Origin of the sequence: Paenibacillus sp. FSL R7-0216 (genome assembly GCF_037969915.1) — a bacterium.
Taxonomy (GTDB): domain Bacteria; phylum Bacillota; class Bacilli; order Paenibacillales; family Paenibacillaceae; genus Fontibacillus; species Fontibacillus rhizolycopersici.
The window spans coordinates 5,176,963-5,199,027 of the sequence record NZ_CP150222.1 but is presented as its reverse complement, the minus strand read 5'-3'; the positions used below and the strand labels follow the sequence as shown (position 1 = coordinate 5,199,027).

Sequence of the window (22,065 nt, the reverse complement as noted above, 5' to 3'; positions counted from 1 at the left end):
ATTGACGTGAGATATTTTCACATGTATTATGAACAATAATTCAACTGGTGTTTTTCCCTTGCTGGGGACCGGCTAAAGACCCTTATTAACCGTTGGTTTATACCGAACCTATGTCACCCTTTATTACAAATGGCTCATGGAATTCAACTCCTTAAAGGCTAGAGGTCATGGTAGAGGTAGTGCCAAAGGTTAATAGGTAAGTCGTTTTATTCCAGGCTGTAAGCACGGTTAGAAGTGACGGAAGAAGATAAAGGGGGAGATTGGAGGACAGATCCAGACGAAAGTGAAACTAGACGAAACTGCATGTTCTCAACTTCATTAAACAAGGAGGAGTCAACACACATGGTGGCTAAGAAGAGAAGTTTATGGTCCCTTTTACTTATTTTATCCCTCGTAGGAATTTTGTTTACGGGCTGCAGTACCAATAACACAGCTTCCAATACGCCGACTCCGACAGAGAACAACACAACTCCAGAGAATACAACGGAGCCTGAAGCAGAACCGTCGGCCGATGAGCCGGTGGATGGCGGTACGATTACATTGAGCACTTTCTCTGACGTCGTCAGCTTGAACCCTATTTTCATTAATGATACTTCTTCCGGCGATGTAGCTCAGTTCCTGTTCGCCAAGTTGTACGACTTGGATCGCGAAGGGAATGTCGCTGCCGAACCTTGGTCTTTGGCATCCGAGCTCCCGCAAATTTCAGAGGATGGTTTGACATATACCGTTAAGCTGAAAGATACAGCGAAATGGAGCGACGGACAGCCGGTAACGGTAGATGACCTCATCTATACTTTCGATACGGTTCGCAATCCGGAAGCAGGTGCTCCAGGCATCAGCTTATTCGATAAGGTTGAGAAAATCGATAAAGTAGATGACCATACCGCAAACATTAAATTGAAACAAATTTATGCTCCTTTCCAATACACGCTGGTGACGGAGTTGGTTCCAGCCCATGTCCTTAAGGATATTCCTGTGAAAGAACTTCAATCTAATGCTTACGGCACCGATCCAGCGAAGACGGTCACGAATGGACCATGGAAGTGGACCGCTTGGAAGCAAGGGGAAAGCCATACACTTGATGCCGATCCAAACTATTGGGGAGCCGTCAAACCGCATATTGCCCAAGTTATTTATAAAATTTATGCCGATCAAAATACGGAGGTTCAGGCATTACTCAAAGGAGACACCGATCATGTCAGCGCCATCCCTGTGACTCAGGTTGAGGTCGTTAAGGGAAATGACAAGATTGACGTCATTCAGAAGCCGGGACCAACGTATGAATATATCAATTTTAACTTCGATTCGAAAAACTTCCCTGAAAAATATGGTTTATTCGAAGGGCAGAAGACAAGACAGGCCATTGCCTACGCGATCAATCGGCAAGGGATGGTTGATAATGTATTGAAGGGCGTCGGCGCATTGATGAATGCCCCGTTCCTCCCGGATACATGGGCCGATCCGAAAGATGCCGCCGTTAACTATGATTACAATCCTGAGAAGGCCAAACAATTGTTGGCAGAAGACGGTTGGGTAGCCGGCAAAGACGGGATTCTTGAAAAGGATGGACATCGTTTCTCCTTCGAATTGCAGTACAATGCCGGGAATAGCCGTCGTGAGCAGGTGTCGGCAATCATCCAACAGAACCTGAAAGATGTTGGCATTGAAGTGACTCCGAAGGGGATCGATTTCGCAGCTTGGATTGACCAGAATGTAACGCCAGGTAAATATCAAGCGATTCTTCTGGCCTGGTCTTTGAATACGCCAGACCCTGATTCCGAGAGTATCTTCTCTTCGAAGTATTTCCCGCCAGCAGGACAAAACAGCGGTTGGTATAAAAACGAAAAACTCGATCAATTATGGGTGGATGGATACTCTACAGTAGACCAAGCAGAACGCCAAAAGATCTATAAGGAAGTAGCCAAAGAGATCTCCACTGACTTGCCTTATGTATTCCTGTACCAATATGGTAGTGCGATTGGGACGGGACCAAGAGTACATTGGGCTGAGGATGACCGACCTGAACCATCATTGGGTTATGGTCAATACTTCCATGCTATTAAATGGTGGGTAACCGAATAAGAAGTTGTACGGATACAGGAAATAAACCGCAGGAGGGGAAAGGGAGAATTCTCTTTCTCCTTCTCCCTTTCAAGGAAGGAAGTTTCCCTGCGGCTTTATACCTATTAAATGTGGGAGGATAAAACGATGACAGAATATCTGATCCGTCGCTTACTGCAATCGGTTCTAGTTATTTTTTTGATCACTGTCGTCACCTTTTTGCTCATCCATGCAGCACCGGGCGGTCCAACTCAAGTCATGCTTGCCCCCGGTTTGTCGCCGGAAGCTTTTGAACAGCAGAGGCACAATATGGGGCTGGATCAACCGATTCCCGTCCAATATATTCGATGGGTCGGAGACTTGCTGCAAGGCGACATGGGTTATACGTTTAAAAACCATTTGCCGGTTGGTGATTTGCTCTGGCCGCGGATCGCTAACACGCTAATTTTGATGGGCGCAGCTTGGTTGCTTACGCTTGTTATCGCTCTACCTTGGGGCATTTACAACAGCACGAAAGTGTACGGCATTTCAGATCAGACGGCATCCTTTATTTCTTATTTAGGTTTTGCCATGCCGACTTTTTGGTTCGGTATCCTGTTACAACAATGGTTCTCCCTTGGCTTGGATTGGTTTCCGCTTTCGGACATGCATAGCCGCGGCAAGGAGGGAAGCGTCTTTGATTTGTTCATGCATCTGGTATTGCCAGTCACCGTCCTCTCTTTGGGCTTCCTTGCTTCTTACATTAAATACGCTCGAGCCAGTATGTTGGAAGTGTTAGAACAGGATTACATTCGAACTGCCCGTGCTAAAGGGGTAAAGGAAAGGAAAGTCATATTCCGCCATGCCCTGCGAAATGCGCTCATCCCGATCATTACGATCTTAGGATTGGATTTGCCGATCCTTGTAGGTGGGGCGGCATTGACTGAAAATGTATTTAACTGGCCAGGGATGGGGCGCCTCTATGTTGAGATGGCTACTGCACGGGAATATTCCGTGTTAATGGCGATTACGATTGTCACCGCCGTGGTGGTCGTCATCGGCAGCTTATTAGCGGATATTCTGTATGCCATTGTGGATCCGCGAGTTAAATTGGGAGGAAAGGGGACAAAGGCAGCATGAGTGATATGAAGGTAACGATATCGTCGAGAACATCCCCGGACGTAGTGACGCCAGAACCCAATCCATCGCCTAACCTCAAAGACTCGGCAACCTCACTTTCAGCGAAGAAGCCTTTAGGGCCTTGGGGGATGTTATGGAGGAAGTTTTCGCGGAATCCCTACGCGATGACTGGATTTGTGGTATTGCTTATCTTTATCCTCGCCGCCGTATTTGCGCCGTGGATTACCAAGTACGATCCGGCAAAAATCGATATGATGTTTCCGAATCTCAAGGCAGGGGCTGAGGGTCATCTGCTGGGAACGGATGAATTGGGTCGTGACGTATTCGCAAGGTTATTGTACAGCGCGAGAATCTCCTTGTTAATCGGGTTTTCGGTCGCCTTGGCATCGGTGGTTGTAGGTTCGATTATCGGCGCTATTTCCGGTTATTTTGGCGGATGGGTGGACACGGTGTTCATGCGGATCGTTGACGTCATGAACTCGGTACCTACGTTGTTCCTCAACATTTTGGTGCTGGCGATCTTCGGATCGGAAATCAAGTATATGATTTTGATCTTGGCTTTTACTAGCTGGATGAGCATCGCTCGGCTGGTGCGGGGGAACTTCCTCCAACTGCGGGAGATGCAGTACGTGGAGGCCGCTCGTGCGATCGGGGTGTCCAACACGGGCATCATATTCCGTCATTTATTGCGAAACTCTACGTTCCCGATTATCGTCAACGCGACCTTGATGGTCGGTGCGGCCATTCTTAGCGAATCGGCCTTGTCTTACCTTGGTTTAGGCATCCAGCCGCCGGCCACCAGCTGGGGGCTCATGCTGAGTAATGCGCAGGAGTTTATGTTAGTTGATAAAATGCAGGCCGTATACCCTGGATTGTGTATCTTGATTGTCGTCCTTGCGGTGAACTTTATCGGTGACGGTATCCGCGATGCGCTGGATCCAAGACAGAATCTGAACAAATCCCGGAGGAGGCTGGCAAAATGGCGGAGAAACTTCTCGAAATCCGAAAACTGACGGCGGGCTTTTTGACGGAGAATGGGGTCGTTAAAGCGACGGATCGGATTTCGTTATCCATAGGCAAGGGGCAGACGGTTTGTCTGGTAGGCGAATCGGGCAGTGGGAAAAGCGTCACCTCGCTCGCCATCATGCGCCTGATCGATTACGCCGGCGGGACGATCATGGAGGGCAACATCTCGTTCCGGGGACAGGAATTAGCAGCTAAGAAACAAGATGAGATGCGAAATATCCGCGGCAATCAAATCGCTATGATCTTTCAAGACCCGATGTCGGCCCTGAATCCGGTATTTACCGTAGGGGAACAAATCGCCGAGAGCTTGCGGCTGCATCAGAATAAATCCGCAGGCGAAGCCTGGAACATGGCCATCGTTCTACTTAGGCTCGTCGGCATCCCTGCACCGGAAATTCGTGCCAAGCAGTATCCACATGAACTGTCAGGCGGGATGTGCCAGCGGGTCGTTATTGCCACCGCTCTAGCCTGCAATCCAGAGCTGTTGATTGCCGACGAACCGACGACCGCACTGGACGTGACCGTTCAGGCGCAAATCCTGGATCTGCTGCGGAAGCTGCAGGCTGAACTCGGCATGTCCATCCTGCTGATCACCCATGATATGGGTGTAGCGGCGGAAATGGCAGATCGGGTAGCGGTCATGTATGCGGGGGCAATCGTTGAAGAGGGGCCGGTGGAGGATATCTTCAACCAGCCCAGCCACCCGTACACTGTGGGGCTGCTTCAATCCATCCCGGGCTTTGAAGGGGAACGGGGTGGAGAGCTCTACACGATCCAGGGGACCATTCCGCCGATTGGCCAGTTGCCTTCCGGGTGCCGGTTCCACCCGCGCTGTCCGCATGCAACGGAGGTGTGTCGGCAGAAGGAACCTCCTGAGTTTATGATTGGAGCAGATCATCGCGCTTCCTGCTGGCTTTATGAAGATAAGCCGGTACGTCTGGACGATTCCCATAGCAGTAGAGACGAGGTGAAACCCGCATGATGACGGAAACGGCAAATGTAGAGGCAAAGCGACCGATCGGTTCGAAATCCGGGGAGATCCTGGTGGATATCCGCGGGATCAAGAAGTATTTCCCGATTCACAAGGGCCTGCTCAGCCGAGTTGTCGGCCAAGTGAAGGCGGTGGACGATGTGTCCCTGGCGATTCGCCAAGGGGAAACCTTTGGACTGGTTGGGGAATCCGGCTGCGGTAAGTCGACATTAGGGCGTGTTATCCTTCGTTTGCAAGGAGCCACGGAGGGCGCAGTGGTATACCAAGGCCAAGATATCCATTCATTACGGGGTCCCGAGCTGCGGAAGCTTCGCGAAGAGATGCAAATTATCTTCCAAGATCCGTTTGGTTCATTAAACCCTCGGTTTCTGGTTAAAGACATCATCGGTGAGCCGTTGCGCGTGCATCGCAACATGTCTCCGAAACAGATAGATGCGCGAGTTGTTGAGCTCATGGAGCTGGTCGGATTGGATGCCACCCGGCGCAATCGTTATCCGCATGAATTCTCCGGCGGGCAGCGACAGCGGATCGGCATTGCCCGGGCAATAGCGCTTAACCCGAAGTTCATCGTGGCTGATGAGGCGGTGTCGGCGCTTGACGTGTCCGTCCAATCCCAAGTGATTAATCTGCTCATGAAGCTTCAACGGGAACTGGGCCTGACATTCCTCTTTATTGCACACGGGCTTAACGTTGTCCGACATATTTCTGACCGGGTCGGCGTCATGTATCTGGGTAAGCTGGTGGAGGTTGGAGAGACGGAGACGTTGTTCGCGTCGCCGCTGCACCCCTATACCGCCGCTTTGTTGTCGGCGATTCCAAAGCCGGTGCCGGGCCGCAAGCAGGAGCGGATCGTGCTGCAGGGGGATGTTCCCTCCCCGGCGAACCCGCCTTCCGGCTGCCGCTTCCATACCCGCTGTCCGTTTGCCCAAGAGCTTTGTTCCAAGGTAGAGCCGCAATTGGTTGAGGCAGTCCCCGGACGCCAAGTGGCCTGCCATTTCCCGCTGCAGCCTGGGACCGTATTGTCCTAAACTTCAGCGAAAGCAAGTTAGCTCTACAAATCGATCATGGTAGAGGCCCGATCTCCGGAAGGAGCGGGTCTCTCTTTTTTGCCACCTCAAACCTAATTTGGATGCCTGCCTGGTTAGCCGACCAGCATCTGCATGTACCCTATTGTTGTACCCGAATTCCCCGATGTGTTATAGTACGAAGCGGTAGAGTTGTTTTGAAAAGTGATAGATAGAGACGTGCAGAAAAGTAGACTCGTGACGAACTCATAGATGAAGATATGCGAAATCAACCAGAATGGCGATGGAGGCGTAAATCAATGATCGAACGACAGAAAAGGCATAAGGCAAAACCAAAGAAAAATCGTAGAAAAGTGGCAATCCTTTCACTGGTGATCCTACTGGTGATTGGGGCAGGGGGATATTTATTCCGTAAACCCCTCGCCGTGATGGCGTTTGACTTGTTCCTGTCAGGGAAAGTCGAGGAGACTCTGGAGCGATCCTATTCTCCGCTGGAAGGGGAAGAAGCGCAGGCCGTGCAGCCGCAGGAAGAGAACATGAAGCCGTTCAGCGTACTGCTGCTCGGCGTGGATCAACGAAATAACGAGCCGGCTCGTTCGGATACGATGATCTATGCGGTGGTGCGCCCAGAGGATGCGAAGGTGCTGTTGGTATCCATCCCTCGCGACACCTACACAGAGATTGTGGGCAAGGATAAGGAAGACAAGATTAACCATGCGTATGCTTTTGGCGGAGAGAAAATGGCCAAGGACACGGTGGAGCATTTCATCGGATATCCGGTCGATAACTATGCGGCCATCAACTTCCAGGGTGTGCGGGATATCGTTGATGCATTGGGCGGCGTCGAGCTGCCGATTACCAAGGATATCGTGAATAAGCAAGCGGATCATGAGAAGTTTACGATTAAAGCGGGGAAACCGCTGTACGACGGCACGGAGGCTTTGAACTTCGTCCGTTACCGCGAGGACAGTGACTTTAACCGGACGAAACGGCATCAGGTGTTTCTAAACGCCATGGTCGATCGAATGTTAAAGCTGAATCAAGTGACAAAAATTCCTGAATTGATGAACCTGATGGGCGATAATTTTAAGACGGACCTGCCGCCAAGCCAAATCATCGATTTGTCCAAGCAAGTGCTGCTGGGCGATGCTTCTCCGCAAATTAGCGGATTTACGATTATGGGCGAAGGGATGCGGCTGAACGGCATTTATTATGACAAGGCCAACGAAGAAGATGTGAACTTTGCTAAAGAGATGATCGACAACTGGCTCAACCCGGAAACAGAAACGTCCGCCTTGATAACGCCAGAATCGCGGGACGCCGAGAAGGCCGCGACCGAGTCAAATGGCACGCAGGGAACGGCAACCAACCAGCAATAGCAAGAATGAGTCATCTTGGGGCATCATACTTTAGATTAAACCGCTTTATAGGTTTATATCAAACCTCGGCAGTCCGGTGTTCCGGCTGCCGATTTCACACGGCCCGTCCCGGAACATATCCCGTTTCGAAACGTATCAATTAGGGGAGTCTGAATGAAGGATGAGGAGGATTTTGTTCTCATGAATATAGCGTTTTTTTTGCTTCCGAAAAATGACGTGGTGACCGTAACGCTGGATTCCACCTTGCGGCAGACGTTGGAACGCATGGAATTTCACCGATATACGGCTGTGCCGATCATCGACCGGGACGGTGCGTATGTCGGCACGGTGACGGAAGGCGACTTACTTTGGCATATGAAAAATTCCGATGGTAGGATCAATTTTGAGACCGCTTCAAAATTTTTGCTCAAGGACGTTCCGCTGAAGATGGACATGAAACCGGTACGGATCGATGCGGATATGGAGGACCTGATCAATCTAGCGAAGGTGCAAAACTTTGTGCCTGTCGTTGACGACCGGGGCCGGTTCATCGGGATCGTCCGGCGCAGCCAAATTATCGAATATTGCGAGAAGTTCGTGACCCGAAATGCGGCACAACCCCAATAAATCCTAAAGGTTTGCGTCTTTTGTCGCGGTTGCATTATGCTATAATGAAGAATAAAGCTTTTTCGGGGAGGGTGGAAGCTGTCCGCCATGCAAAGGGAAATGGATGTGGCCAAACGTGCCAAGGTGATTGAATGGCTCAAAACGGAAGTAGTCGATCACGTATCCCGTTTGTTTAAAGCATTATGGGAAGGCAGCACGACACGGGTTATGGACAGTCTTGCCAGTCTGATTGTCAGCAGTTATATTTTGGGGCGAAGACTAGGTGTTTCCTATCGGGATATGGATGACAGCATCTTGGAGAAACTGAAAAAACATAAGCAGGAGGGTCACCAGCTCGAGGATTGGTATCAAGATATTTCTACCCTGGAAGAACATATGCGTAAGAGGTGAACCCATTTGAAGTTACGCTGGACATCGGTGGCCTGGAGCGCCGCATATTTGCTGCTTCTGCTGTCACTTGCAACTCCGCTTACCGTGATTACGATGTTTTTTCTGATCGTGCCGGGCATCTTGTTGTACACGACCTTGTCGACAAGGGTGTTTCTCGTGCACGTAGCGGTGGTCTGGCTAGCGGCTTCGCTGATCTTCGGACCGGTTATTCTGCTGCAGGCCGTTTATTTTATTATTCCTTCGATCGTGATGGGCTATTTATATAAGAAAAGAGTTCCGGCCTTTCGCACGATCATGACGGGAGCCGGCACCATTTTGCTGGAATTTTTGCTGGTCCTTCTGATCAGCACGGTGTTCTTTGACTTTAACCTGGCTACGGCGATTGAGGACCTGGTCAATTCGGCCATGGCTCCGTTTACGAATGTCGCCGACAGCTCGCTGGCCGGCGGGATCGTCTGGTCACCGGAGATGAGTCAGCAGTTTTCCAGTCTCACGGTGCGAATGATTCCGTTTACGATGATCGTCTGCTCGCTTCTGATCGCTGCGGTGGCCCATGCCATCTCTAGGCCGACGTTATCCAGCTTAGGGCATGCGGTGCCGAAGCTGCCGCCGATCCGCGATTGGCGGTTGCCGCGTTCGCTGATTTGGTATTACCTGATTGGCGTGCTGCTGCAGTGGTTCGGCGGAGAAGCTGTTCAGCAGGGGTTCATGGGCACGATTTTGTTGAACCTGATGCCGCTGTTGCAATTCCTCTTTATGGTTCAAACGGCAAGCTTCTTCTTCTTTGCGGCCTATCACCGCAAGTGGAACCCGGTCATTCCGATCCTGTTGATCGTAGCGATGTTGTTTATTCCGCCGCTGCGAATCGTGGGGATTCTGGACATTGCATTTCCGCTACGGGATATGATTACGAGATCAAGACGATAGGGTGAGAAGGCATGCCTAATATTTTGCAAAAACGTTGGTACGGGTACCAGACCGTATGGATGTTCATGCTTCAGTTGCTGCTCGTCATCTTCGTCTCCTACTTTAACTGGATTTTGGGGCTAGTCTGCTTATGCCTTGTCTGCGTGTTGACTTACAGCATGCTAAGGGCGGAGCGGCAGTTCCGCAAAGAGCTGATCCGCTACGTGACCGATTTGAACTACCGGATCAAACGGGTAGAAGGCGAGGCGGTCAGTAAACTGCCGTTTGGTCTGATGCTCTATAGCGAGGAGCGGACGATCGAATGGCATAACCATTTCGTAGCCGGCATGTACGGTAAAGACTCCGTCGTAGGTCTACCTTTGTCCGAGCTACTGCCGCAGCTCCCTGCGCCAAGCCGCGACAAGAAAGATGGCGGCGGTGCTCGGACAACCGCGGAGACGATGGTTGGGGATCGACATTACGAATTGGCCATCGATACGAATGAACGACTCATTTACATTCATGATATGACAGAGTTGGCGGTGCTGCGCAGTCGGTACGAAGACGAACGGGCCGCGCTGGGCATCATCCTGCTGGACAATCTAGATGAGGCTACCCAGGGGATGGATGACCAGCAGCGGACCGCCTTGATCGCCCGCGTAGCGACGGCGATCACGGAATGGGCCAAACAGTACCGCGTGTACCTGCGGCGGCTGTCCTCCGAGCGATATCTGATGATCCTAAATCAGAAATCGCTGGACGAACTGGAGCAAAGCCGGTTCGTGATCTTGGACGAGGTCCGCGAAATGACCGCGGACCTGAAGGTGCCGATTACGCTCAGCATCGGCCTCGCATTTGGTGCCGAGCGCTTCAGCGAGCTGGGCGAACTCGCCCAGTCCAGCTTGGATATGGCGCTCGGCCGCGGGGGAGACCAGGCCGCCGTGAAGGCCGGTCAGCGGTTGTCCTTCTATGGCGGCAAATCCGGCGCCATAGAGAAGCGGACGCGCGTCCGCGCCCGCGTCATCGCGCATGCCTTGCGCGATTTGATGCAGGAGAGCGACCGCGTCATCATCATGGGCCATCGCGTACCGGACCTCGACGTGATCGGCGCCTCCATCGGCGTGCTGAAGGCCGCCGATATGTACAAGGTCGAGGCCCACATCGTGCTGGATGGCCCGAACCCGGCGATCGAGCGCCTGATGGAGCGCATCGGCAAAGAAGAGGCCCTGCTCCGGCGGTTTATCACGCCGGAGCAGGCCCTGAATTTGATGACCGAGCACACGTTACTCGTGCTCGTTGATACGCATAAGGCTTCCATCACGATGGAGCCCCGGCTGGTCGAAGAAGCGAGCCGCGTCGTCATCGTGGACCACCATCGCCGCGGGGAAGAATTCGTGGCCGATGCGGTGCTCGTCTATCTGGAGCCTTACGCTTCCTCGGCGTGCGAGCTCGTTACGGAGCTGCTGCAGTACATTCACGAGAAGGTGGAGCTCAGCCCGCTGGAAGCGACGACGCTGCTCGCGGGCATCACCGTCGATACGAAGCATTTCGCGCTTCACACCGGCTCTCGGACGTTTGAGGCTGCGGCGTTCCTCCGTCGAAACGGGGCGGACACGGTGATGGTGCAGCGATTGTTGAAGGAAGACTTGCAGGAGTACATCGCCAAGGCCGACATCATCAAGCATGCCCGCATGATCCACGGGCATATCGCCTTGGCGGTGACGGAGACGAACCGCAAAATCCCGCAGCTGTTGATCGCCCAAGTGGCGGATACGCTGCTGAATATGACGGGCGTACTTGCTTCGTTCGTGATCAGCGAGCGGCCGGACGGCCTGATTGGGATCAGCGCCCGTTCGCTCGGGAGCATGAATGTCCAGGTGGTCATGGAGCGGCTCGGCGGCGGAGGACACTTGACGAATGCAGCTGTTCAATTGGAAGGAACCCAGACGGAAGCGGAGAAACGATTGCTCGCCGTGCTGGATGAAATAGAGAAGGAAGAGGGGTTATTCGAATGAAAGTGATCTTTTTGAAGGATGTCAAAGGCCAAGGAAAAAAAGGGGAAGTTAAAGAGGTATCGGAAGGTTATGCACAGAACTTCCTGATGCCACGGGGACTGGTTCGCCCGGCTACCGAAGGTAATGTGAAGACGCTGGAGCAGCAAGCGGCATCCGAACTGAAGCGCAAAGCGCAGGAGAAGGAAGAGGCAGTCCAGCTCGGCAAGAAGCTGGAGGAAATGACCGTACAGTTGAAAGCGAAAGCTGGCGAGGGAGGCCGCTTGTTTGGCGCGATTACCAGCAAGCAAGTCGCGGAGGCGCTGGAGAAAGCCGGCGTGAAGCTCGATAAGCGTAAAATCGAAATGCATGATCCGATCCGGACTCTAGGCGTAACGCAAGTGCCGGTGAAGCTTCACCCGGAAGTGAAGTCGACGCTTAAGGTTCACGTTACGGAGGAATAAGATGAGCGGAGATCTGTTTTTTGACCGGATCCCCCCGCAAAACCTAGAAGCTGAACAAGCGGTACTCGGGGCGGTACTGCTGCAATCGGAAGCGCTCATCTCCGCGATGGAGCGGGTGCGGACCGAGGATTTTTACGATAAGCCTCATCAATTGATCTTTGAAGCGATGGTTCAGCTGGGCGAGGAAGGCAAGCCGATCGACCTCGTCACGCTGACCTCGAAGCTGAAGGACCGCGGCGAGCTCGAAGAGATCGGCGGCGTCAGCTATTTGGCCAAGCTGGCCCATGCCGTGCCGACGGCGGCCAACGTGGATTATTACGCACGGATCATTGAAGAGAAATCGATGCTGCGGCGGTTGATCCGTACGGCGACGCAAATCGTCAGCGACGGTTATTCCGGCGGCGAAGACGTGGCCGATATGCTCAGCGATGCCGAACGGCGCATTCTGGAGATTTCCAACCGCCGCTCGGGCAGCGGGTTTATCGCCATTCGCGACGTGCTGATGGAAGTGTTCGATCGCGTTGAGTTGCTGCATCAGAATCGCGGAACGACAACCGGGATTCCATCCGGATTCGTGGATTTGGATAGAATGACCGCGGGATTCCAGCGCAGCGACTTGATTATCGTAGCGGCGCGGCCATCCGTAGGTAAAACGGCTTTCGCCTTGAACATTGCACAAAATGTGGCGGTGCGCGCTAAAGAGACCGTGGCGATCTTCAGTCTGGAGATGTCCGCAGCTCAGCTGGTACAGCGGATGATCTGCGCCGAGGCCAACCTTGACGCCAGCGTCATGCGTACCGGCGATTTCAAGAGCGATGACGACTGGTCAAAGCTGACGATGGGCATTGCGGCCTTGTCGGAAGCGGATATATATATCGATGACACTCCGGGGATCACCGTTGCCGATATCCGGGCGAAATGCCGCCGGCTCAAGAAGGAACGCGGCCTGGGCATGATCGTGATTGACTACCTGCAGTTGATTCAGGGCCGGGGCAAACCCGGCGAGAACCGGCAGCAGGAGGTCTCGGAAATTTCCCGGACGCTGAAGCAAATCGGCCGGGAGCTGGAAGTGCCTGTTATTGCTTTGTCTCAGTTAAGCCGGGGCGTCGAGCAGCGGCAGGACAAGCGTCCGATGATGTCCGACCTTCGGGAATCCGGTTCCATCGAGCAGGATGCCGATATCGTAGCGTTCCTGTACCGGGACGATTACTACAACCAGGAGACAGAGAAGAAGAACATCATCGAGATCATCATCGCGAAACAGCGGAACGGCCCGGTTGGGACGGTTGAGCTCGTCTTCTTGAAGAACTTCAACAAGTTCGCCAACTATGAGCGGGCTCATGCGGACGCCTTTGCGGGGTAGCCTAAGTACGGAACTTCTTCATATGGAACTCATCAATAATCGATCATCATCTAGCTATATCGGATTCTAAGGGCTGACCTAATGCGTCGCTCTTTTTTGCTGGATTCATGAATTAATTCCGAACATTTGTAAAATGCGATCGAATAATCGTTCGCTTTTTAATTTGACTTTGAAAATGGAGACTGTTAAACTGGTATTGCTGCGTTAAAGCGATAGATCAACTTCGGTTTGACGGCAGCGGAACGTTTGTTAGCGCGTACAACAGGTGTAATGTCGCATCGGCCTAAGGTTTGCAGGGAAGCATCAGCAATCGAAAGGCTGTCTTTTGCAATGTTCAAATACAGGTGCTTGACGCACCAGGCGGGGGAATGTACATGTCAACGGTAGTCGTTGTGGGAACGCAATGGGGAGACGAAGGTAAAGGTAAAATCACGGATTTCTTGGCGGATAGCGCCGATGTGGTGGCCCGTTATCAAGGCGGTAACAACGCCGGTCACACCATTCTTATCGACGGCAAGAAGTACAAACTCACCTTGATTCCGTCAGGCATCTTCAATCAAAATAAACGTTGTGTTATTGGAAACGGGGTCGTCATCAATCCGGCGGCATTGATCGAGGAGATCAATTACGTGGAAGAGAACGGGTTCAGCGCGAAGAATTTGGTCATCAGCGACCGGGCCCACGTGATTCTGCCATATCATTTGGTCCTGGATGCTTTGGAGGAAGAACGCAAGGGCGAGAACAAGATTGGAACAACCAAGAAAGGGATCGGCCCGGCTTATATGGATAAGGCCTCCCGCAGCGGGATTCGGATTGCCGATTTGATGGATGCGGAGGAGTTCGAGGCGAAGCTGCGCCATGCAATGAAGGAGAAGAATCATCTGATCGAGACCGTCTATGGCGGCCAGCCTCTCGACGTGGAGGAAGTGCTGAAGCAGTACCTGGAATACGCAGAAATCATTCGTCCGTATGTAGCCGATACGTCGGTGATTTTGAACGAAGCAATTGATGCGGGCGAGAAGGTATTGTTTGAAGGCGCGCAAGGCGTCATGCTCGACATCGACCAAGGGACGTATCCATTCGTGACCTCGTCCAATCCGTCGGCAGGCGGAGTCTGCAATGGCAGCGGCGTGGGTCCGACGAAAATCCACCAGATTATCGGCGTGGCTAAGGCGTACACAACTCGTGTCGGCGACGGCCCGTTCCCGACGGAGCTGTTCGACGAAGTTGGCCACATGATCCGCGAAACCGGCCACGAGTACGGGACCGTGACCGGGCGTCCGCGCCGGGTTGGCTGGTTCGATAGCGTCGTTGTCCGCCATACGCGCCGTGTCAGCGGGTTGACCGGGTTGTCCCTGAACTCGCTGGACGTGCTGACTGGGCTGAAAACTGTGAAGATCTGCACCGGGTATAAATACCGCGGCGAGATTATCACGCACTACCCGGCTAGTCTGAAAATGCTTGCCGAATGCGAAGCGGTGTACGAAGAAATGCCGGGCTGGTCGGAGGACATTTCCGGGGCGAAAACGCTGGAGGATCTCCCTGAGACCACCCGCAATTACGTCAATCGCGTATCCGAGTTGACTGGTGTACCGATTGCGATTTTCTCGGTCGGCCGCAACCGCAGCCAAACGAATCAAGTGCTGCCGATCTACGAATAAGCAAAACTTAGACTATGAACCTATAGGAGCCGCCGATAGAGGATGGAAACATCGCGCTGTCGACGGCTTCTTTTTCTAGTTTTGCCTACTAAACCAAGGTTGAAATCGGGTTTCTCCGTCCATACTGAAGGTTGAGAGACTAGATTCTTAGGCAGTAGGAGGATAAAACGATGAAATGGCTCGGATGGATCTTGAAATTATGCGTAACGATTGTAGCGGTCAGTCTATTGACCGTTGCCACGACGGGATATATCGTCAATTCGTACATCCAATCGCTTATGAGCAGTTATAACCTGCCGGTCGCCGGACAGGCTCCTGGTTTTGGTGGGATCATGAAGGGGATGTTGGGGTTCGGTAAGGATTCAGACCGTACCGGTAAGGTAGAGGGGGAAACCGATCCAGGGGATAACGCAGACAAAGTCGACAGTAGCTCCGTCGCCGACGCCAACTCGAACAAGACCGGGGACAATTCGACAGATCCGTCTGGCGGTGGTGGAGAGAAGAACGGGACTCCCAGTGGTAAGACGACGGAGACTAGCGGGAATCCCCCATCCGGGAGTACGGGCAAGGATGCCAACGAGACGGATCCGAATGGGAATGCGCCGGAGGACGCTTTGCCGGTCATGGGCGGAATGAGTGCCGGCGATGCCTTAGGCGAGGACCAGCAAGTCGTGGTGACGCCGGATGATCTCGTCGCCAAGAAGGAGGAGCTGCCCGATAAGCAGAAGGAGGAGATTTTTGCGATCCTCATGAAGAAGCTGCCGCAGGAGGAGATGCAAATTTTAACCGTCGCTTTAGAGGGCGGACTGACCGAGACGGAGATGATGAACATCGAGCAAATGCTATCTAAACATCTGGACAAGACGGAATATGCCAAGGTCATGGAATTGTTAAAAAAGTAACGCCAAACCCCCGGTATACAGGGAATGTCAGCGTTAACATTCACAGGATTGTAAATTAAAAAAACCGGCCGAGATGCCGCCAAATTCGCGATAACCCGCTTCGTTAAGCGGGTTGTTTGCATTTTGGCCCAAGGTTGAAATCCCTTGCTGGGCTGTGTTAAAGTTAACAATAGCGGTAAAAGGTTAAAATTTTGAAACCATTTTAAGTCGAATCGAGTCGATGAATAAAGGAGATCGGTATGAAAGGTTTTACGGGAAAACGTTGGCAGCTGTGGCGCGGAGAAAACTCTCGAACGCAGGAGCAACACAGCCGCCCGGAAAACGATTCAGAGATATCCGAAGCAGAGAATGGGCGGAAATGGCCCCATCTTCTTAAATCCCGCAAGGTCGCCCTGGCAGGGGCAGCGGTGGTATTGATCGCCGGTACGGTTTATTTGGCAGGGCAGCAATATGTCAAAGCCAATACGGTAGCTTATTACCGGGTTTATGTCGGCGGGAAGGAAATTGGCACGATCGCGAGCGAATCGCAATTACAGGCTCTGATTAAACGCAAAGAGCAAGAATATAAACAGAAGTACCCGGAAGTGGAGATGGCGGTGAATACCGAGGACATTACCACCAAACCGGAACAGGCCTACAAAGCGGAAGTCGATGCGGATTCGACACTCAATGAGCTGTACGGGATGTTGACCGGCTATGCCAAAGGCGTTGAGCTGAAGGTGGACGGCAAAGTGATTGCTGTCGTGAAGGATCAGGAGGCGGCACGGGAAGTGCTGGACCGGGTCAAAACGCAATATGCACCGGATGTGGCAGCCAGCACACTGGCAGCGAAAGTAAAACGCACCGGAGGCAGCGCGACGGCGGGGGCCAAAACAAAGGCATCCAACACGACGCTGGAAACGGTGGAAATCGCCGAAGAGGTGGCGCAGGGTGAGATCAAATCAGATCCGAACAAGGTACTGAGCCCTGAGGAGGCTGTACGTAAGATTCTTCAGGGAGACGAGGAAGCCATTCAATATGAGGTACAGGAAGGGGACTCGATCTCGTCGATTGCGGCCCGTTTTGATGTGTCTCAGAAAGAGTTGTTCGCGAACAATCCCGGGATTGAAGAGCTGACGCTGCAGATTGGAACGTTGCTGAATGTGAAGGCGGTCCAACCGGCGCTGACGGTTCGCACCGTGGAGCATGTGACGGAAGAGATCATCACCGAACCGCAGGTGGTCGTCAAGACGAACGCCAGCATGCGATCTGGAGAGACCAAGGTCGTCTCGCCGGGGAGCAGCGGCCTGAAAACGATGGAGTATCGGATCACGAAGGAAAACGGCATGGTCGTGGATGAAGAATGGTTAGGCCAGGAGGTCACCAAGAAATCGTCGCCGAAGATCGTCGTGCGCGGCACGAAGGTCGTGCTGGGCGAAGGTTCCGGGCAGTTTGCCTGGCCGGTATCCAGCGCCAAGATGACAAGCAGCTATGGAGAGCGCTGGGGGCGGACGCATAAAGGCGTCGACCTCGTGTCCTCGAAACGCAATATCCTCGCTGCCGATGACGGGGTGGTCTCTTTTGTCGGGACGAAGACGGGCTACGGCAACTGCATCATCATCGATCACAAGAACGGGTATGAGACGCTGTATGGCCATTTAAGCAAGATCAGCGTGAAGAAAGGGCAAGTCGTCGAGAAGGGCGACAAGATCGGCGTCATGGGCAACACCGGGCGCTCAACCGGTACGCATCTTCATTTCGAGATTCATAAGAACGGCAGCATTCAGAACCCGATGAAGTATCTATAAGATATAAGATCAGTCCCGCAGCCCGTGAGGGAGGCGGGCTTTTTTTTGCCTCAACCCTTATTTACCCCGAAATCGGCGTTGTCAATCGTTACCGGATCGGCGGATAGCTGATGCGGCGTCAGATATGGTAAGATAGAGGGAGCAAAAGCCCATGGCTGAAAGTTGGGGTGAACGAAGTCATGCAAGGAAAAATTCTGGTCGTGGATGACGAGAAACCCATTGCGGATATTTTGAAATTTAATTTGGAAAAAGAGGGTTACGAGGTGGTTCTCGCCTTCGACGGGATTGAGGCCACTCGACTCGCGTTCTCCGAGCAACCGGATCTGATCCTGCTCGATTTGATGTTGCCCGGCAAGGACGGAATGGACGTGTGCCGGGAGGTGCGGGCGAAGCTCGAAACGCCGATCATCATGCTGACGGCCAAGGACGGGGAGATCGACAAGGTGCTGGGGCTGGAACTGGGCGCCGACGACTACGTCACGAAGCCGTTCAGTACGCGGGAACTGTTGGCTCGGGTGAAGGCGCAGATGCGCCGTCAGCAGAAGGCGGCGGCGACCGAAGGTGCGGAGGAGACAAAGCAAGGCATCAGCTTATTTGAGCTGTTCATCGATACGGACATGTACACGGTCCATAAGAACGGCGAACCGCTGGACCTGACGCACCGGGAGTTCGAGCTCGTGCATTACCTGGTTAAGAACGCCGGGAAAGTGATGACGCGTGAACACCTGCTGCAGGCGGTATGGGGCTTCGAGTATTTTGGCGATGTTCGTACGGTGGACGTGACGATTCGCCGGCTGCGCGAGAAGATCGAGAAGGATCCGAGCAAGCCGGAATACATTTTGACGCGGCGGGGATTGGGGTACATGATGCGTAGCTCCAAGGCGGGTGGACTCTAGAATGAATCTGCCCTCTTTTTTTCGCACCATCCAGGCCAAACTGATCATCATCTACGTGCTCCTCATCCTGATCGCGATGCAGTTGATCGGGGTGTATTTCGTGAGCGCGATGAAGACCTCGCTGACCAGCAACTTCACGAAGGAGCTGCAGGAGCGGGCGGAGCTGCTCTCTGTGCTGGCGGCGCAAAACCTGGGCGTGACTGGAGAGTCGGCGGAAGAATCGATGGAGAATTTGCGCGTGCTGGTGAACAACCTGTTTAACATTGGCGGGGCTGAAATTCAGGTGCTTGATGCGAGCGGCAAGGTGTTGACGACGTCCAAGCCGTCCCACGCCGATTACGTGGGCACGAAGAACACGCAGACGGTCGTGAGCCGGGCCCTGCAAGGCATCCGCGACAACGAGGAATATATCATCGATGAGGATAACGTCCGGAAGAAGGTCGTCGCCAAGCCGGTGGTCAGCAGTGGAAAAATCGTCGGCGCGATCTACATCGCGGCGTCGATGAGCGAGCTGTACAGTACGATGGAGCGGATTAATAATATATTTATTTCCGGGATCTTGCTGGCGCTGGGGCTGACGGCGGTGCTTGGCGTCATCTTAGCGCATACGATCACCTCGCCGATTAAGGAGCTGACCCGGCGTGCCACGGCGGTGGCCGAAGGGGAGTTTCACCAGAAAATGCCCGTGCTTGGCAACGATGAGATCGGGCAGCTCAGTAAGGCATTTAACTATATGACCAGCCGACTTCGCGATGCGCTGGCGCAGAACGAGGAAGAGAAGGAGAAGCTCGCCTCGATCCTCACGAACATGAGCGACGGAGTGATCGCGACCGACGAGACCGGACGGGTCATCTTGATGAACCGGCGTGCGAGCGAGATGCTGGGGACACCGGATACGGCGCTCGACCGGGCCGATATCATGTCGCTGATGAACCTGCCGGAAGAGGAACGGGATGTGCTGGAGCAAGGGACGATGCACTCAACGATTCTCGAAAATACTGGGCCGGACGGCGATGTTTTCCTCATCCGGGTGACGTTTACGCCGATTCATCGGCGGGAAATCGGGATCATCGGCACGATCGCCGTGCTTCAGGACGTCACCGAGCAGGAGAAGCTGGAGGCCTCGCGGCGGGAGTTCGTGGCCAACGTGTCGCATGAGTTGCGGACGCCGCTGACGACGATCAAGAGCTATACGGAAGCGCTGGAGGACGGCGCAATGGAGGATTCGGAGCTTGGGCCGCGGTTCGTGTCTGTGATTCAGAATCAGACCGAGCGGATGATCCGCCTCGTCACCGACCTGCTGCACCTGTCTCGCTTCGATTCCCAAGAGGCCGAACTTCGTAAGCAGCCGACGAACGTGATGGAGATGCTGGAGGATGTGGCGGATCGGTTTTCTTTTCAGATGCAGGAGAAAGGGATCAAGCCAACGTTGTTTATCGCCAGTGACGTGGATACGGCTTGGATCGACCGTGACCAGATCGACCAGGTGCTGGACAACCTGATCTCCAATGCGATGAAGTACACGCCGGAAGGCGGCACTATCACACTGGAAGCACACTTGACCGATGATCGCCAGTTGGCGATTTCGGTACAGGATACCGGGATCGGGATTCCTAAGAAGGACCTGGACCGGATTTTTGAACGGTTTTATCGCGTCGATAAGGCGCGTTCTCGGAATATGGGCGGGACGGGCTTGGGATTGTCCATTGCCCGGGAAATTGTGCGCGCCCACGGCGGAACCATATCTTTGCAATCGGAATTCGGCAAAGGCACCAAGGTGACCTTTACGCTGCCGGCAGAGAAGCAAGGAGGCGAAGCGCGATGAAGGAAAGGGTCAAATCGCTGGCGCTGGCCTTGCTGGTCGCGTGCAGCCTGGTACAGAGTTATTTCCTGATCTATCAATTGCCGGGCAGCAATCCGGTGGTCAAATCGGAGAGCGACTACATCCGTACGGAGAATATGGGGACGACCCAGGAGGCCGATGTGATGCTCTTTCCGGCGCAAATTGCCGTACATATGGGCGAGGAGCGGCACACCGTGTTTTACCCGGATTCGACGTTTTACAATCTGATTTACAACCGGCTGAAGGGCCGTCAGTTCGAAGGTTTCCAGCGGTATGACATCGACAATATCCAGTGGTCGGACATTCGCAGCAAAGATATCGGCGTGGAGCTGGAATTTGGCGGAGGCGTGCCAGTGCAGCTCCTGCAGAAGGTCATGCAGATAGCGCCGGACCCGCTGTTTGACGCGGAGAACGTCAACCGGCTGCTGATCTTCAACACGGGAACCGATGACCAGGTGCGCGTCTTTTTCTTTAGCTCTCGGGGTGACGTCGTGTACGAAGCGACCAAAGCCGACTTGACGGTGCAGGACGTCCAGCAGCAGGTCGACTTCGGAAAGGACTGGGTGCCATATACGTTGACGGACGGCTACTACGTTCCTGAGGAGCCGATCGATCTGGTGGAAACCGGCTTGAACATTGGGTTATATACCACAGAGCAGATGCAGAGTTTGTTCTTTGATCCGAGCATCACCCGTTATATCCGGGAAAAAGACGGCTCCGAGATTTACACAGACAGTAAACGCAGCCTTCAAGTCAAACAAAACCGGAACTGGATCAATTACACCGATCCAGCCGCCCCCTCGGCTGGCGAGAACAGTCCTAGCAAAAACGTGCTGTCATCGATTGACTTCGTTAACCAGCACGGCGGCTGGAATGGGAAGTACCGGTTAGAGCAGACGAGCGAAGGCATCGAGGAAAACCAGCAACGGGTCGTGTTCCAACAGTATTACGGGACTGGGCAGTTTGGCGCATTCCCGATCATCGACTTGCCGACGTTCCATTATGGGGCGATCACGCTCGAGATGCGCCAAGGTACGATCGCCGGATATGAGCGTTCGTTGATCTACGGCTCCGGCGGCAACTGGGAGAAGAAAGTTGTCTCCCTGCCGGGCGGCAAGGCGCTTCGTGAGCAAATTGCAGCGCTTCGGGCGGAGGCCGGCATCGCCGGGTTGTACCCGGCGTACTTGCCGTCGCTCACTGAAAAGGGCCTGCTGCTGAAGCCAACTTGGGTCGTCGAGCTCAGCAATGGCGCGACCCGGGTACTCAGCTTGGGCGCGGTGGAGAAGACCGAGGCGGGTGTGAATGAGGGTGCCGGCGTAGGCGGGGATGTTGGCGTTGATGCTGGTGGTAACGCTGGTGCCGGTGCTAATGGGAATGCTGCTGCAAATGATGCTGCAAATGCAAACGAGTAACTTAGTCATTTCGTAGCCTCTTCCACGTCAAACGTTACTTTTTAACGGACTCAGGAGGCGCTATTGGGCCAAAGTTTGGGGGATCTTCGTGCTATAACGGACCCAGGAGACGTTATTCGGCTGGGTCGAGCCCAATTTGTTTCGATAGAGTGCGAATAGGGTCACTGGAGTCCGTTAGGCTGGGATATCGACGGGAAATACACCATTAACGTCACTACGGTCCGTTACGTCACGTTTCGGTAC

At 53.5% G+C, this 22,065-nt stretch carries 18 protein-coding genes; all 18 read left to right on the top strand.

The window, feature by feature from the left end:
• Positions 1-342: 342 nt before the first annotated feature.
• The 18 genes from MKZ15_RS23995 (at position 343) to yycH (ending at position 21,822) form a co-directional block, all read left to right on the top strand.
• The gene (locus MKZ15_RS23995; protein ID WP_155604907.1) at positions 343-2,082 is read left to right on the top strand and encodes an ABC transporter substrate-binding protein; all 1,740 of its coding nucleotides are present in this window, start codon (positions 343-345) and stop codon (positions 2,080-2,082) included.
• 126 nt (positions 2,083-2,208) lie between these two features.
• Entirely contained in the window at positions 2,209-3,180 is a 972-nt protein-coding gene (locus tag MKZ15_RS23990) for an ABC transporter permease (RefSeq protein ID WP_155604537.1), read from the top strand.
• Positions 3,177-4,193 (top strand): ABC transporter permease, encoded by a 1,017-nt coding sequence (locus MKZ15_RS23985; RefSeq protein WP_193417603.1) that lies wholly within the window; start codon positions 3,177-3,179, stop codon positions 4,191-4,193. The genes MKZ15_RS23990 and MKZ15_RS23985 overlap by 4 nt, the downstream gene beginning before the upstream one ends.
• Complete coding sequence (locus MKZ15_RS23980; protein ID WP_339818849.1) at positions 4,160-5,188, top strand: ABC transporter ATP-binding protein; 1,029 nt, start codon at positions 4,160-4,162, stop codon at positions 5,186-5,188. The genes MKZ15_RS23985 and MKZ15_RS23980 overlap by 34 nt, the downstream gene beginning before the upstream one ends.
• The gene (locus tag MKZ15_RS23975) at positions 5,185-6,225 is read left to right on the top strand and encodes an oligopeptide/dipeptide ABC transporter ATP-binding protein (RefSeq protein WP_155604540.1); all 1,041 of its coding nucleotides are present in this window, start codon (positions 5,185-5,187) and stop codon (positions 6,223-6,225) included. Before MKZ15_RS23980 ends, MKZ15_RS23975 begins: the two co-directional genes overlap by 4 nt.
• A 296-nt stretch (positions 6,226-6,521) precedes the next feature.
• Positions 6,522-7,601, top strand: a complete 1,080-nt coding sequence (locus tag MKZ15_RS23970; protein ID WP_339818846.1) for an LCP family protein — start codon at positions 6,522-6,524, stop codon at positions 7,599-7,601.
• 180 nt (positions 7,602-7,781) lie between these two features.
• A complete protein-coding gene (locus tag MKZ15_RS23965) occupies positions 7,782-8,207 on the top strand; it encodes a CBS domain-containing protein (protein ID WP_155604542.1) in 426 nt (141 codons plus the stop codon).
• A gap of 87 nt (positions 8,208-8,294) precedes the next feature.
• Positions 8,295-8,597, top strand: coding sequence for a MazG-like family protein (locus MKZ15_RS23960; RefSeq protein ID WP_193417599.1), 303 nt, complete (start codon positions 8,295-8,297; stop codon positions 8,595-8,597).
• A 6-nt stretch (positions 8,598-8,603) separates the two neighbouring features.
• The gene (locus tag MKZ15_RS23955; protein WP_155604544.1) at positions 8,604-9,524 is read left to right on the top strand and encodes a DUF2232 domain-containing protein; all 921 of its coding nucleotides are present in this window, start codon (positions 8,604-8,606) and stop codon (positions 9,522-9,524) included.
• 11 nt (positions 9,525-9,535) lie between these two features.
• Entirely contained in the window at positions 9,536-11,518 is a 1,983-nt protein-coding gene (locus MKZ15_RS23950; RefSeq protein WP_339818842.1) for a DHH family phosphoesterase, read from the top strand.
• On the top strand, positions 11,515-11,958 hold the full coding sequence (gene rplI / locus MKZ15_RS23945; RefSeq protein WP_155604546.1) for a 50S ribosomal protein L9: 444 nt from the start codon (positions 11,515-11,517) through the stop codon (positions 11,956-11,958). The genes MKZ15_RS23950 and rplI overlap by 4 nt, the downstream gene beginning before the upstream one ends.
• A 1-nt stretch (position 11,959) precedes the next feature.
• Positions 11,960-13,321 carry a replicative DNA helicase gene (dnaB, locus tag MKZ15_RS23940; protein ID WP_155604547.1) on the top strand — a complete coding sequence of 454 codons (1,362 nt, stop codon included), beginning with the start codon at positions 11,960-11,962 and terminating at the stop codon, positions 13,319-13,321.
• Positions 13,322-13,695: 374 nt separating this feature from the next.
• The gene (locus tag MKZ15_RS23935; protein ID WP_155604548.1) at positions 13,696-14,982 is read left to right on the top strand and encodes an adenylosuccinate synthase; all 1,287 of its coding nucleotides are present in this window, start codon (positions 13,696-13,698) and stop codon (positions 14,980-14,982) included.
• 170 nt (positions 14,983-15,152) lie between these two features.
• Entirely contained in the window at positions 15,153-15,884 is a 732-nt protein-coding gene (locus MKZ15_RS23930; protein ID WP_339818837.1) for a hypothetical protein, read from the top strand.
• A gap of 239 nt (positions 15,885-16,123) precedes the next feature.
• The gene (locus MKZ15_RS23925) at positions 16,124-17,671 is read left to right on the top strand and encodes a M23 family metallopeptidase (protein WP_213622505.1); all 1,548 of its coding nucleotides are present in this window, start codon (positions 16,124-16,126) and stop codon (positions 17,669-17,671) included.
• A gap of 179 nt (positions 17,672-17,850) precedes the next feature.
• Positions 17,851-18,567 (top strand): response regulator YycF, encoded by a 717-nt coding sequence (gene yycF, locus MKZ15_RS23920; protein ID WP_155604551.1) that lies wholly within the window; start codon positions 17,851-17,853, stop codon positions 18,565-18,567.
• Between the two features lies 1 nt (position 18,568).
• Positions 18,569-20,392, top strand: a complete 1,824-nt coding sequence (gene walK, locus MKZ15_RS23915; RefSeq protein ID WP_155604552.1) for a cell wall metabolism sensor histidine kinase WalK — start codon at positions 18,569-18,571, stop codon at positions 20,390-20,392.
• Entirely contained in the window at positions 20,389-21,822 is a 1,434-nt protein-coding gene (gene yycH / locus MKZ15_RS23910; RefSeq protein ID WP_339818834.1) for a two-component system activity regulator YycH, read from the top strand. The genes walK and yycH overlap by 4 nt, the downstream gene beginning before the upstream one ends.
• Positions 21,823-22,065: the final 243 nt, after the last annotated feature.

Excerpts from the sequence above, each read along its gene's own strand:
- MKZ15_RS23970 (WP_339818846.1), top strand. The coding sequence starts at position 6,522 with ATGATCGAACGACAGAAAAGGCATAAGGCAAAACCAAAGAAAAATCGT.
- rplI (WP_155604546.1), top strand. The coding sequence starts at position 11,515 with ATGAAAGTGATCTTTTTGAAGGATGTCAAAGGCCAAGGAAAAAAAGGG.
- MKZ15_RS23950 (WP_339818842.1), top strand. The coding sequence starts at position 9,536 with ATGCCTAATATTTTGCAAAAACGTTGGTACGGGTACCAGACCGTATGG.
- MKZ15_RS23990 (WP_155604537.1), top strand. The coding sequence starts at position 2,209 with ATGACAGAATATCTGATCCGTCGCTTACTGCAATCGGTTCTAGTTATT.
- MKZ15_RS23925 (WP_213622505.1), top strand. The coding sequence starts at position 16,124 with ATGAAAGGTTTTACGGGAAAACGTTGGCAGCTGTGGCGCGGAGAAAAC.
- yycH (WP_339818834.1), top strand. The coding sequence starts at position 20,389 with ATGAAGGAAAGGGTCAAATCGCTGGCGCTGGCCTTGCTGGTCGCGTGC.
- MKZ15_RS23935 (WP_155604548.1), top strand. The coding sequence starts at position 13,696 with ATGTCAACGGTAGTCGTTGTGGGAACGCAATGGGGAGACGAAGGTAAA.
- MKZ15_RS23965 (WP_155604542.1), top strand. The coding sequence starts at position 7,782 with ATGAATATAGCGTTTTTTTTGCTTCCGAAAAATGACGTGGTGACCGTA.
- MKZ15_RS23985 (WP_193417603.1), top strand. The coding sequence starts at position 3,177 with ATGAGTGATATGAAGGTAACGATATCGTCGAGAACATCCCCGGACGTA.
- yycF (WP_155604551.1), top strand. The coding sequence starts at position 17,851 with ATGCAAGGAAAAATTCTGGTCGTGGATGACGAGAAACCCATTGCGGAT.
- MKZ15_RS23975 (WP_155604540.1), top strand. The coding sequence starts at position 5,185 with ATGATGACGGAAACGGCAAATGTAGAGGCAAAGCGACCGATCGGTTCG.
- MKZ15_RS23995 (WP_155604907.1), top strand. The coding sequence starts at position 343 with ATGGTGGCTAAGAAGAGAAGTTTATGGTCCCTTTTACTTATTTTATCC.
- MKZ15_RS23980 (WP_339818849.1), top strand. The coding sequence starts at position 4,160 with ATGGCGGAGAAACTTCTCGAAATCCGAAAACTGACGGCGGGCTTTTTG.
- MKZ15_RS23960 (WP_193417599.1), top strand. The coding sequence starts at position 8,295 with ATGCAAAGGGAAATGGATGTGGCCAAACGTGCCAAGGTGATTGAATGG.
- walK (WP_155604552.1), top strand. The coding sequence starts at position 18,569 with ATGAATCTGCCCTCTTTTTTTCGCACCATCCAGGCCAAACTGATCATC.
- MKZ15_RS23930 (WP_339818837.1), top strand. The coding sequence starts at position 15,153 with ATGAAATGGCTCGGATGGATCTTGAAATTATGCGTAACGATTGTAGCG.
- dnaB (WP_155604547.1), top strand. The coding sequence starts at position 11,960 with ATGAGCGGAGATCTGTTTTTTGACCGGATCCCCCCGCAAAACCTAGAA.